Source organism: Magnetospirillum gryphiswaldense MSR-1 v2, assembly GCF_000513295.1.
In the GTDB taxonomy this organism is placed as follows: domain Bacteria; phylum Pseudomonadota; class Alphaproteobacteria; order Rhodospirillales; family Magnetospirillaceae; genus Magnetospirillum; species Magnetospirillum gryphiswaldense.
Genome location: NC_023065.1, coordinates 1,077,990 through 1,090,317, shown reverse-complemented (window position 1 = coordinate 1,090,317; position 12,328 = coordinate 1,077,990). Strand labels below are relative to the sequence as shown.

Annotated in this window: 12 protein-coding genes; 3 read left to right on the top strand and 9 right to left on the bottom strand. The window is 63.1% G+C overall.

Features of this window, described 5'->3' with window-relative positions; all coding sequences use genetic code 11:
- Position 1: 1 nt before the first annotated feature.
- The 5 genes from MGMSRV2_RS05135 to MGMSRV2_RS05115 are packed head-to-tail and all read right to left on the bottom strand — an operon-like array spanning position 2 to position 5,549.
- Positions 2-685: a site-2 protease family protein gene (locus tag MGMSRV2_RS05135; protein WP_024079288.1), complete on the bottom strand. Its 684-nt coding sequence runs from the start codon at positions 683-685 to the stop codon at positions 2-4.
- Positions 682-1,704, bottom strand: a complete 1,023-nt coding sequence (gene nagZ / locus MGMSRV2_RS05130) for a beta-N-acetylhexosaminidase (protein WP_024079287.1) — start codon at positions 1,702-1,704, stop codon at positions 682-684. The genes MGMSRV2_RS05135 and nagZ overlap by 4 nt, the downstream gene beginning before the upstream one ends.
- A complete protein-coding gene (locus MGMSRV2_RS22140; protein ID WP_024079286.1) occupies positions 1,691-2,602 on the bottom strand; it encodes an SPOR domain-containing protein in 912 nt (303 codons plus the stop codon). Before MGMSRV2_RS22140 ends, nagZ begins: the two co-directional genes overlap by 14 nt.
- Position 2,603: 1 nt before the next feature.
- A complete protein-coding gene (gene argS / locus MGMSRV2_RS05120) occupies positions 2,604-4,346 on the bottom strand; it encodes an arginine--tRNA ligase (RefSeq protein ID WP_024079285.1) in 1,743 nt (580 codons plus the stop codon).
- Positions 4,347-5,549 (bottom strand): deoxyguanosinetriphosphate triphosphohydrolase, encoded by a 1,203-nt coding sequence (locus MGMSRV2_RS05115; protein WP_024079284.1) that lies wholly within the window; start codon positions 5,547-5,549, stop codon positions 4,347-4,349.
- 127 nt (positions 5,550-5,676) lie between these two features.
- On the opposite strand from MGMSRV2_RS05115, the gene erpA reads away from it, so the two are divergent.
- Positions 5,677-6,006 (top strand): iron-sulfur cluster insertion protein ErpA, encoded by a 330-nt coding sequence (erpA, locus tag MGMSRV2_RS05110; RefSeq protein WP_024079283.1) that lies wholly within the window; start codon positions 5,677-5,679, stop codon positions 6,004-6,006.
- A gap of 1 nt (position 6,007) precedes the next feature.
- Here the strand turns inward: erpA and MGMSRV2_RS05105 are convergent, their stop codons facing one another.
- Positions 6,008-6,583, bottom strand: coding sequence for a hypothetical protein (locus MGMSRV2_RS05105; protein ID WP_024079282.1), 576 nt, complete (start codon positions 6,581-6,583; stop codon positions 6,008-6,010).
- An 85-nt stretch (positions 6,584-6,668) separates the two neighbouring features.
- On the opposite strand from MGMSRV2_RS05105, the gene MGMSRV2_RS05100 reads away from it, so the two are divergent.
- Both MGMSRV2_RS05100 and MGMSRV2_RS05095 read left to right on the top strand, forming a co-directional pair.
- A complete protein-coding gene (locus tag MGMSRV2_RS05100) occupies positions 6,669-7,439 on the top strand; it encodes an exodeoxyribonuclease III (RefSeq protein ID WP_041634095.1) in 771 nt (256 codons plus the stop codon).
- Positions 7,440-7,572: 133 nt separating this feature from the next.
- Positions 7,573-8,346, top strand: a complete 774-nt coding sequence (locus tag MGMSRV2_RS05095; protein WP_024079280.1) for a ferredoxin--NADP reductase — start codon at positions 7,573-7,575, stop codon at positions 8,344-8,346.
- A 5-nt stretch (positions 8,347-8,351) separates the two neighbouring features.
- Here the strand turns inward: MGMSRV2_RS05095 and MGMSRV2_RS05090 are convergent, their stop codons facing one another.
- Genes MGMSRV2_RS05090 through ilvD form a run of 3 tightly spaced genes read right to left on the bottom strand, consistent with a single transcriptional unit; the run spans position 8,352 to position 12,269 of the window.
- The gene (locus tag MGMSRV2_RS05090; protein ID WP_024079279.1) at positions 8,352-9,548 is read right to left on the bottom strand and encodes a heme oxygenase-like domain-containing protein; all 1,197 of its coding nucleotides are present in this window, start codon (positions 9,546-9,548) and stop codon (positions 8,352-8,354) included.
- Positions 9,545-10,396, bottom strand: a complete 852-nt coding sequence (locus MGMSRV2_RS05085; RefSeq protein ID WP_024079278.1) for a bacteriohemerythrin — start codon at positions 10,394-10,396, stop codon at positions 9,545-9,547. The genes MGMSRV2_RS05090 and MGMSRV2_RS05085 overlap by 4 nt, the downstream gene beginning before the upstream one ends.
- Positions 10,397-10,415: 19 nt before the next feature.
- Entirely contained in the window at positions 10,416-12,269 is a 1,854-nt protein-coding gene (ilvD, locus tag MGMSRV2_RS05080; protein WP_024079277.1) for a dihydroxy-acid dehydratase, read from the bottom strand.
- Between the last annotated feature and the right edge of the window lie 59 nt (positions 12,270-12,328).

Genomic DNA, 12,328 nt, shown 5'->3' with positions numbered 1-12,328 from the left:
ATCATCCGCCGAAAATGGAAACCAGGATGGTCAGGAGAAAATTGATCACCGGCTGGATCAGCAGATCGAACGGATCGATGCGAAAGCCGGCCAGACCGGTCACGGTGGGCAGGATCATCAGCAGGCCGACGACGATCAGGATGCCCTTGTCCTCCAGCCGGGCCAGGGGAAAGGCCAACCGGCGCGGCAGTAGGCCGACCGCCACCCGTCCGCCATCCAAGGGCGGAATGGGGATCATGTTGAACACCGCCAACAGCAAATTCAGGTAAATGGCATTGGCCAGATTGAGCCGGGCCCAATCCACCGCCGCAGCCGGCAAGGCACCGACCCAAGTGATCAGCAAGATGGCGATGATGGCCATGGCCACATTGCTGGCCGGACCGGCGGCGGCGACCAACACCATGCCATAGCGCGGGTTGCGCAAACGGCGGAAATCCACCGGCACCGGCTTGGCCCAGCCGAACAGGAAACTGCCCACCAGCAACAGTACGGCGGGCACGATGATCGAACCGACCAGATCCACATGGCGCAGAGGATTGAGCGACAACCGCCCGGCCCGCTTGGCGGTATCGTCGCCCAGGGCCAGGGCGGCATAGCCATGGGCCGCCTCGTGCAGAGTGATGGCGAAAATCAGCGGCAACGCCACCACGGAAACCTGCTGCACCATGCCGATCAAATCGGTCATGTCAGCAACCGGGCGATTTCGGCGGCGGCTTCATCCTTGTTTAGCGCAACGGCCTGGCGCTTGAGACGTTGACCACGGGCCAGACGCTCGCGCGCGATTTCCGACAACGGCGAGACGGCGGCGGCAATGGCCTGCATTTCCGCCATATCGCCGTTGCAATGCAAGACGGCATCGCAGCCGGCCTCCAGGCTGGCGGTAGTCCGGCTGGCGAAATCGCCGCCCAGGGCCTTCATGGACAGATCATCGGAAATCAGGAAACCTTCAAACCCGATCACGCCCCGGATGATCTCGCCGATGACCTTGGCCGAGGTAGTGGCCGGGGCATCGGCATCAAGGGCGCCATAGACCACATGGGCGGTCATCGCCCAGGGCTGATCGCTAAGGGCGATAAAGGGCGGAAAATCCTGGGCTTCCAATTGGGCGCGGCTGGTTTCCACCACCGGCAGGGCCAGATGGCTGTCAACCATGGCGCGGCCATGGCCGGGAATGTGCTTGATCACCGGCAATACGCCCTGATCGAGCAGGCCATCGCAGACGGCGCGACCCAGATCGGCGACCATGTCGGCGGTCAGGCCGAAGGCACGGTCGCCGATGACGTCATGGGCGCCAGGGATGGGAACATCCAGAACCGGGGCGCAATCCACGTCGATGCCCAATTCGGCCAATTCCTGCCCGATCAGCCGGTAATTGAGATGAAGCGCATGAATGGCGGCATCGCGGTCGCGCTCGGCCAGTCTGGCGAAATCGGCCCCAGGGGGGGCTTTACGCCAATGGGGCGGACGCAGGCGCTGCACCCGCCCGCCTTCCTGGTCGATCAGCACCGGCGCGTCATCCCGACCGACGCTGTCACGCAACTGGCGCACCAAATCCCGCACCTGATCGGGAGTATCCACGTTGCGGGCGAACAGGATGAAGCCCAGCGGATTGACGCGGGCGAAAAAACGCCGTTCGTCCTCGCTCAGGGTCAGGCCGGCACAGCCGAAAATGGCGGCGGCGGGAATGGGATTATTTGCGGACAACCATGCACCCCTGGCTACGATTCTTCAGTTCGCCACACACCTGACGGGCGGATTGCTCGCTCAGCGGACCAGCGCGCAAGCGCCAGAACACACCCTTGGCGCCCAAATCCACCTGCACCACGTCGGACTTCAGTCCCCCTAGTACATCGGCATTGCTGCGCTGGATGCGGCCCCATTCCTTTTCGGCATCGGGGGCGGAACGCAACGCCCCCAATTGCACCAGATAATCCCCACCGGCCAAAGCCGCCGGTTTGACCACCGGCGCCGGGGGGACAGGCGGAGGCGGAGCCGGAGCAACGACCGGTGCCGCCTTGACCGGCGCGGGAGCCGGAGCCGGGGCCGGAAGCGGAGCCGAAGCCACCTTGGCCGGAGCCGGAGCGGCAACCGGAGCCGGCGGCATGGGCTCGACCGGACGGACGACCGCTGGGGCCGGGGCCTGAACCGGTGCCGCCGGAATTGCCGGCTTCAACACTTCCGGCGCCACCGGAGCGACCGGCTTGGGCGGAGCCACGGGGGCAGCGGGCGGCGGCACCGGTTGCTCGGCTGCGGGCAGCAGACGTTCCACCTTGGCGTCACCATCGCCTTGTTCCAAGCGGCCATAGACCAGCTTGTCCTGGTTGGGCACCTGCATGCCGCCCCGATCATCGGGACGGATCTTGATGGGGCGCTGGTCGGCGGAAATCACCGGAATGCCGTTGGCACTGTCGCCACCACCGGCGACCACCCGCCATCCCACGGCCACCGCGACGCCGACAGCGAGAACGGCGGCGCCCAGAATCAGCCAGTTGCGCAAACGACTGCCGGCACGCGCGTGATAGGAATCGGCGTCGGCGTCGAAACGTTCAGGAATGATGTCCAGGATGTCGCGATCGAAATCGTCGTCGGAATGTCCCGCCATGTCAGCGCATCTCCTCCACCGGTTCCACACCAAACACCGCCAAACCCGATGCGATGACATCGGCGACGGCGCGTACCAGCCCCATGCGGGCCAGGGACAATTCGGCATCGCCTTCGATCAGGAAGCGCAATTGCGTGTCGTCCTTGCCCTTGTTCCACAGACCGTGGAAAGCGGCGGCCACGTCGTTGAGATAGAAGGCCACCCGATGCGGCTCATGGGCTTCGGCGGCGCTTTCCACCAGACGCGGCCAACCGGCCAGCAGCTTGATGACAGCAAGCTCTGCCGGATCGGTCAAGCGGCTCAACGGACCCGTGGCCAAAGCGGCAGCGGACAGATCGGCCCCAGGCAACGCCTGGGCGCCGTGGCGCAGCACCGAATGGCAGCGGGCATGGGCGTATTGCACATAGAAGACCGGGTTGTCGCGCGACTGTTCCAGCACCTTGTCCAGGTCGAAATCCAGATGGGCGTCGTTCTTGCGGGTCAACATGATGAAGCGGACCACGTCTTTGCCCACCTGATCGACCAGATCGCGCAGAGTGACGAAGGTGCCGGCCCGCTTGCTCATCTTGAACGGCTGTCCGCCCTTCATCAGATTGACCATCTGGCACAATTTCACGTCCAGGTCACCGCCGCCCTCGCTCACTGCCTTGACGGCGGCCTGCATGCGCTTGACATAGCCGCCGTGATCGGCACCCCAGATGTCGATCATGGCGGGGAAGCCTCGCCGGTACTTATCCAGGTGATAGGCGATATCCGAGGCGAAATAGGTCCACGAGCCGTCCGACTTCTTCAACGGACGATCGACGTCGTCGCCAAAGGCGGTGGCGCGGAACAGGGTCTGCGGGCGCGGCTCCCAATCATCGAGAACCTTGCCCTTGGGCGGTTCCAGCACGCCTTCATAGACCTGGCCCAGACCGGCCAGAAAGTCGAGCGCCGCATCCACCTTGCCACTTTCCACCAGCCCGCGTTCCGAGGTGAAGACGTCGTGCTTGACGCCCAAGGCGGCGAGATCGTCACGGATCATGTCCATCATGGCATCGACGGCGAACAGGCGGAACCGGGCCAGCCATTCGCTTTCCGGCGCATCCTTGAAATCGTCGCCATGGATCGCCGCCAGGGTCTTGCCCGCCGGTTGCAGGTAATCACCCGGATAAAGGCCTTCGGGGATTTCGCCGATCTCTTCGCCCAGGGCCTCGCGGTAACGCAGATGGATGGACCGGGCCAGCACGTCCACCTGGGCACCGGCATCGTTGATGTAATATTCGCGGGTGACGGCATAGCCGGCCTTGGCCAGCAACGAAGCCAAAGCGTCGCCGATCACCGCGCCACGGGCGTGGCCGATATGCATGGGGCCGGTGGGATTGGCCGACACGTACTCGACGTTGATGGGACGGTTGCCGCCCATGTCGGAATCGCCATAGGCCGCGCCGGCCTGCAGCACTTCCGCCAGACGCTCGGCCCAGAAGCTGTCGACCAGACGCAGATTGATGAAGCCGGGACCGGCGATTTCCACTGCCGCCACCGCCGGATGCGCCCGCAATTGCGCCGCCAAAGCCTCGGCCAGATCGCGCGGCTTTTGCCCGGCGGCCTTGGACAGCACCATGGCCGCGTTGGTCGCCACGTCGCCATGGGCTTCCTCACGCGGGGGTTCGGCGGTCACCTTGCTGGTGTCCAGGCCCGACGGCAGGTCCAGGCGGGACAGGGCGGCGATGATCTCTTGGCGGAAATACTTGAACAGGTTCATTCAGGGCTTCTCTTGCATGTCAAACAGACGACGGTGCTCGTCCAGGGCGAAACGGTCGGTCATGCCGGCGATGTAATCGCCGACCACGCGGGCGGTCTTGGCGGTACCGGCGCCATCGGTCAGGCGGCGCCATTCCGGCGGCAGACAGCCGGGCTCGGCGAACAGCAGATTGAACAGGTCCTTCACCACCCGCCGCCCCTTGCTGGTCATGCGATTGACGGTGAAGTGGCGGTACATGTTGGGGAACAGGAATTTCTTCAAGGCGCGGTCATTGGCCCGCATCTCATCCGAGAACGACACCAAGGGCACCTTCAGCCGGCGCACGTCGTCGGCCGATCGAGGGGCGAAATCATCGATGCGGCGCTTGGTCTCGGCGATGCAGTCCAAAATCATCATGCCGATCATGCGCCGCACCGCTTCATGGATGTGCAGACTGATATCGGCATCGGGATGCTCCCGCATCACCGCATGGAACACCGGCCCGACCAAAGGCACGTCGGCCAGATCCTTGATGGTGAACAGGCCGGCGCGCAGGCCATCATCGATGTCGTGGTTGTTATAGGCGATGTCGTCGGACAGGGCCGCCGCCTGCGCCTCGGCGCTGGCAAAGGTGTCCAGCTCCAGATCATGGCGGGCGACATATTCGGTGATGGCCCCGGGCAAATCGTCTTCGCGCGGGCTGGCCTGCGGTCCGGTCAGCGGGCCGTTATGCTTGACCAGACCTTCCAGGGTTTCCCAGGTCAGGTTGAGGCCGTCGAATTCGATGTAACGGCGTTCCAGCTTGGTGACGATGCGCAGCGACTGGGCGTTATGATCGAAGCCGCCGAAGGCCGACAGCACATCCTGCAACGCGTCCTCGCCGGCATGGCCGAAGGGGGTGTGCCCCAGATCGTGGGCCAGGGCCAGGGATTCCGCCATATCCTCTTCCAGCCCCAGCACGCGGGCGATGGAGCGCGCGATCTGCGACACTTCCAGCGAATGGGTCAGCCGCGTCCTGAAATTGTCGCCTTCGTGATAGACGAAGACCTGGGTCTTGTATTGCAGGCGACGGAAGGCGGCGGAATGGATGATGCGGTCGCGGTCGCGCTGAAACGGCGAACGGGTGCCGCTTTCCGGCTCGGCATGCAGACGCCCGCGCGACTCCTCGGGCCGGCAGGCGAAAGGAGCCAGGATTGCGGATCGGGACGACAAATGTTCGCTCATGCCCGGACACTACCGCCCGCATGGCCTGAACGCAACCTCTTGCCCTTCGGCTACCACCCACCATATTGCGTATGCTAAGGTGTTTCCAATTCCGCCGGGCCAGTCACATCGCAATCGAGGTTCATCCATGTCCAACGTCATCCTGACCGAAAGCGCCGCCCAGCGCGTTCAAGCCCTGATCGCCATGGAGGGCAAGCCCAACATGATGCTGCGCGTGGCCGTTTCCGGCGGCGGCTGTTCAGGCTTTCAATACAATATCGAGCTGGACGACAAGACCGGCGAAGACGACGTCGTCACCGAACATCACGGCGTCAAGCTGGTGGTCGACCAGACCTCGCTTGATCTGCTGGACGGCACCGAGGTGGATTTCGTCGAGGATCTGATGGGCGCCAGCTTCCAGTTCCGCAATCCGCAAGCGACCTCGACCTGCGGCTGCGGTTCCAGCTTTTCCATGTAACTCATTCCCAGCGCGGGCACTTGGCGGTTTCCGCCTTGTAGTTCTGCGGCGTGTCGATGGCGGCGTTGGCGCGGGCGAGGTCCCGTTCGAACGCCGCCAGCGTCGTCTTAAGCCCCTCCATCAACTGGTCGCGCAGCACTTGCGTCGCCTGGGCCGGGGCCAAGGCGGTGATGGATGGGCGCGATTGCGCCACCAATTGCCCCAGCCGGGCGCGGATAGTGCCGGCATGGCGGATGAACATGCGTTGCGCCATGGCCACGTGCTGATCCTCGTGGGCCCGGATCACCGCGTGCGGGCAGGTGCCGGGCGGGTGTTCGCGCACGATATCCACCTCCAGCTTGCTCAGACGCCACACGCCCCTGGCCTCACCCAGCGCCACGCAGGTGCGGCCTGACTCCAGCACGGCAGCATTGACGGTGATGGTCAGCGAGAACTCGGTTTCCGAATGGGTCAGCCCTTGCTGGCTGTGACCGGGCAGGCCGGGACCGGCCAGCCGCGATACCTCGGCGCGTGAACGATCGTTGCGGTAAACCGGGCTGCCGTGATCCAATTGCAGGCTATAAGTCGGCTTGGGCATGGGCGGACAGGATTGCGCCCGGGCCGGTCCCCATGCCAAAACCAAGCCCACCACCGCCAATCCCGTCATCCACCACCGAGGCATCATGGTCCGCATCGCCACCTGGAACATCAATTCGGTCAAAGCCCGCCTGCCCAACGTGATGGATTGGCTGCAATCCGCCAAGCCCGATGTGCTGCTGTTGCAGGAAATCAAATGCCAGGACGACGGCTTTCCCACCTTGGATTTTCAATCCGCCGGCTGGCAGGTGGCCGTGCATGGGCAGAAATCCTATAACGGCGTCGCCATCTTGTCGCGCCACACGCTGGACAATATCCAAATCCGCCTGCCCGGCGACGAAGCCGACGAACAGGCCCGCTATATCCAGGCCGACATCCGGGGCTTGCGCATCGCGTCCTTGTACCTGCCCAACGGCAATCCCTGCCCCGGTGAAAAGTTCGATTACAAATTGCGCTGGATGCGCCGGCTGGTCGACCACGCCAAGACCTTGCTGGACCAGGGCATGCCCTTTGTGCTGGGCGGCGATTACAACATCTGCCCCACCGATGCCGACGTCTATGACCCGGCGGGCTGGGCCGACGACGCCCTGTGCCGCCCGGAAAGCCGCGCCCTGTTCCGCGAATTGTGCCATCTCGGCCTGACCGAGGCCTTCCGCGCCCTCCACCCCCAGCCCGGTCTTTACACCTTCTGGGATTATCAGGCCGGGGCATGGCCGCGCGGCAACGGCCTGCGCATCGACCATTTCCTGCTGTCGCCCGCCGCCGCCGACCGATTGATCGCCTGTGACATCGACAAGGAACCGCGCGGGCGGGAAAAGGCCAGCGATCACACCCCCATCTGGATCGACCTAAATTAAACACAAAATAAATGTTATAAATTTAGAAACTACATTTATCTTGATGTTTTGTCATCGAGGCGCTATGTAGATAAGCGTTCCGCCATATTGCGGCGCGCCAATGGTGTTACTCTGGTCAGACGAGCAAAGGTCCATGTCGAACATTCTGGAAAAGACGGTTCTGGACGTCCATCACTGGACGGATTCCCTGTTCACCCTGAAGCTGAACCGTGATCCCGGTTTTCGGTTTGAAAACGGCCAGTTCGCCATGATCGGCCTGATGGTGGACGGCAAGCCGCTGATGCGCGCCTATTCCATGGTCAGCGCCAATTACGAGGAACACCTGGAATTTTTGTCGATCAAGGTGCCCAACGGCCCGTTGACCTCGCGCTTGCAGCACATCAAGCCGGGCGACACCATCTTGGTCAACAAGAAGACCACCGGCACCCTGGTGCTGCCCAATTTGCTGCCGGGCAAGCGCCTTTACCTGCTGTCCACCGGCACCGGCCTGGCCCCCTTCCTGTCGCTGATCAAGGACCCGGAAGTGTATGAACGCTTCGATCAGGTGGTCCTGGTGCACGGCGTGCGCTTCATCCACGATCTGGTCTATGTGGATTTCATCACCGAAGAACTGCCGAAGAACGAATTTTTCGGCGACGAAGCCCGCCACAAGCTGGTCTATTACCCGACGGTGACGCGTGAAGATTTCCGCAACCAGGGCCGCATCACCGATCTGGTCAAGTCGGGCAAGCTGTTCAGCGATCTGGGCGTGCCGCAGCTCAACCGCGAGGAAGACCGCATCATGATCTGCGGCAATCCCAACATGATGAACGAACTGGCCGACCACCTGGACAGCATCGGCTTCAACCAGGGCAGCCATGCCGGGGCCGGCGATTACGTCATCGAAAAGGCCTTCGCCGAGAAGTAAGTTTTTCAGGCAAAGACCAAAGGTACGTCGGTGCGGGCGCGATACTCATCACCCCGCACCACCCGTTGGGGGGAAATGCTTTGCCGGGCCGCCCGCAAGGCGGTTTCCATGCGGCGATCGGTCAACTGATAACGCGGCTCCAGGCCGATCTCGGCCAGAGCGGGGCAGCTTTCGCCGAAGACATGGGCGTAGACGTCGCCCATCATGGCGTAGCGCCCGGCCATCAGGGTGTTACAGGCGTTCTTGACCACCGCCACATCCGCATCATCCTTCATGTGCAAGCTGGTGACCAGCATCACCGATACGGCGTGCAGCACGTCATAGCGCACATGGGCGATGAACACTTCCAGATCGCGGGCCGTCAGGGCCAAACGCTCGCGCCGGCCCACCCGAATCATGCCGCCCAGCAGCAGCGAGAAGAATTCCGGTACTCCCCATTCCATGCCCAGACCGACCGAGGACAAGGCCTCGAGCGGGGAAAAGGCCGGATCGCCGGCCACCAGCCGTTGGATCAGCACATTGTCGGCGACACCCCACAGCATGGGCTGATCCTGGTCATCGGCGGCGATTCCCAAGCCGTCGAACAATTGCCGGTACAGGACGATATGGGTGCGCGAGCGGAAGAGATGACCGAGATCAGGGTAATCTTCCACGTCGTGCGCACCGACGCCGTATTCGTCGGCGACCAGTTGGGCCAGGGACACCTGGGTGATCTCGGCCACCCTTTCGTTCAAGCCGCCATAGGGCAAATCCATCAGGCCGTGAAAACGGCCGATGGCCATGGCCACGCATTGGCGGGTGTTCTTGATCTGGTTGAAATAGCTGGTGGAAAAACGGCGCAAGCCATCCACATCGATGCCGCCGTCGAAGACGCGGACGAAGAACGGATGGCGCCAGACCGGATGACTCATCACGTGGTCGTGCAAATCCAGGAACATGCGTTCCAAGGCGCCATCACGAAACAACGCCACCCGGTGGAACGGATTGTCCGGCGCGGCCCGCTGCTTCAAATCGGCGAAGACCTGATGCAGAATCGTACCGGGGCGGTTGACGTCGCCGATGATGGCGGAAAAATCGGCGCGCTGGCTGTCACGGAAGGCGGCCAACACCTGCTCCGCCGATTGATCCAGCAAATCGGGCATGGGATGGACCGAAGCGGGCAAGCGCCCGTCAACCACCAGATCGCTGTAGGATTGGGTCATGGGGATTTGTCCTTGCGCATCAGCCGCGACAGGCAGATCAGCAGGCCACGGGCGGAAATGGGCTTCTCCATGAACTCGTCGGCACCGGCGGCCAACGCCACGTCGCGATTGGCGATACGTTCATGCCCCGACAGCACCAACACCGGCAGTTGGGCCAAGGCCGGCTGACGCCGGATCCAGGCCACCAGATCCAGGCCGTTTTCCGTCCCCACATGCCAGTCGGTGACCACCACATCGATGACCGAAGCCTGCAACCGGGTCTTGGCCGCATCCAAATCCATGGCGACACCGATAGTGGTGACGCCGACGCCTTCCAGGATGGTGCGCAGGACTTGGGCGAAGTTCTGGTTGTCGTCGACCACCAGCACCCGCAATTGCCGCCAATCCAAGCTGGCATTGGTCTTGGGGCCGGTCATGGACAGGGCTTCCGCCGCGCTCAGGGCTTCGCCGTGGCCAATCACCCACGAGCGATAATCCATGTCGGTCGAGCAAATATGCTCGATCAGCCATTTATGCAGAAAATCCAGGCAATCCTTGGCCCGCACCGCCGTACGGTCGCTGTCGTAGCCGTTTTTCAGATCGCTCACCTGCTTGGACAGGCGCTGGTGCATGCGCCGATGCACCTCCATCGACGGATAGCGGCAAATCTCCATCACCCGTTCCTCGCGGGCGAAATGGTGATCGGCATATTCCTGCAACGCCTTCAACACGCTGCCCAGGGTGGCGTATTCCTCGTCGTCGCCGACGGAATGGTGCAGGTCGTTGATCAACCCCACCAAGGTCCGATGGTCGGCGTCCAAGATAGGGACACCGACGCTCATCATCGGGTTCCAGGTGATGGTGGCCATGACGGATGGCCCCCCGCCCTTACGACCGCTCCAACTGGGACACGTCGCGCACGGCGCCGCGGGCGGCGGAAGTGGTCATGGCGGCATAGGCGCGCAATGCCGGGCTGACCGGACGGTCGCGGCCCACCGGCTTCCAGGCGTTTTTGCCCTGTGCTTCCATTGCGGCACGGCGCTTGGCCAGTTCGTCATCGGACACATCGACCTTGATGACACGGTTGGGGATGTCGATAACGATGGTGTCGCCTTCCTGCACCAAACCAATGGCGCCGCCCTCGGCCGCTTCCGGCGAGGCATGGCCGATGGACAGACCCGAGGTGCCGCCGGAAAAACGGCCATCGGTGATCAAGGCGCACTTCTTGCCCAGGCCCATGCTTTTCAGATAGCTGGTGGGGTAGAGCATTTCCTGCATGCCGGGGCCACCCTTGGGGCCTTCATAGCGGACGATGACCACATCGCCTTCCTTGACCCCGCCACCCAGAATCTTGGCCACCGCCTCGTCCTGGCTTTCACAGATCACCGCCGGACCGGTGAAGGTCAGGTTGGATTCGTCGACGCCGGCGGTCTTGACGATGCAGCCGTCCAAAGCAATGTTGCCGAACAGCACGGCCAAGCCGCCATCCTTGGAAAACGCCGCACCGGCAGAGCGGATGATGCCCTTTTCCCGGTCCTTATCCAGAGCATCCCAACGCTTGGACTGGCTGAACGCCTCGGTGGTACGCACGCCGCCGGGGGCGGCACGGAAGAAGTCGTGCACGCTGGCGTCGTCGGAGCGGCTGATGTCCCACTTGGCCAGGGCTTGCGCCATGGTGCCGGAATGGACGGTACCGCAATCGGCGTGCAGCAGACCGGCTTGTTCCAACTGGCCCAGGATCGACATGATGCCGCCGGCGCGGTGTACGTCCTCGATGTGGACGTCGGCGATGTTGGGGGCGACCTTGCACAGGCAGGGCACGCGGCGGCTGAGGCGGTCGATATCGGCCATGGTGAAATCGACACCGGCTTCCTGGGCGGCGGCCAGCAGATGCAACACGGTGTTGGTGGAGCCACCCATGGCGATATCCAGGGTCATGGCGTTTTCAAACGCCTTGAAGGTGGCGACGGAACGCGGCAGCACCGATTGGTCGCCCTGTTCGTAATAGGCCTGGGTGATGGCGACGATGCGCCGCCCGGCTTCCAGGAACAATTCCTTGCGGTCGGCATGGGTGGCGACCACGGTGCCGTTGCCGGGCAGTGACAGGCCCAAAGCCTCGGTCAGGCAGTTCATGGAATTGGCGGTGAACATGCCCGAGCACGAGCCGCAGGTGGGGCAGCTTTCGCGCTCGAAGGCCATGGCCTCTTCGTCAGAAACGTTCTTGTCGGCACCCTTGATCATGGCATCGATCAGATCGACGGCGTGGGTTTCGCCCTTATAGACCACCTTGCCCGCTTCCATCGGTCCGCCGGAAACGAACACCGCCGGGATGTTCAGGCGCAACGCCGCCATCAGCATGCCGGGCGTGATCTTGTCGCAATTGGAGATGCATACCATGGCGTCGGCGGTGTGGGCGTTGCACATGTATTCGACCGAATCGGCGATGATCTCGCGCGACGGCAGCGAATACAGCATGCCGGCATGGCCCATGGCGATGCCGTCATCGATGGCGATGGTGTTGAATTCCTTGGCGATGCCGCCGGCCTTTTCAATTTCGCGCGCGACCATCTGGCCCAGATCCTTCAAGTGCACGTGACCGGGCACGAACTGGGTGAAGGAATTGACCACGGCGATGATCGGCTTGCCGAAATCCTCGTCCTTCATACCGGTGGCGCGCCACAGGCCGCGGGCGCCCGACATGTTACGGCCATGGGTGGAGGTGCGAGAGCGATATTCCGGCATTGAATTCAACCTTTACTGAACAGGTGCGGCAAGACGCGGGGAAAATACCGCCGCCATGG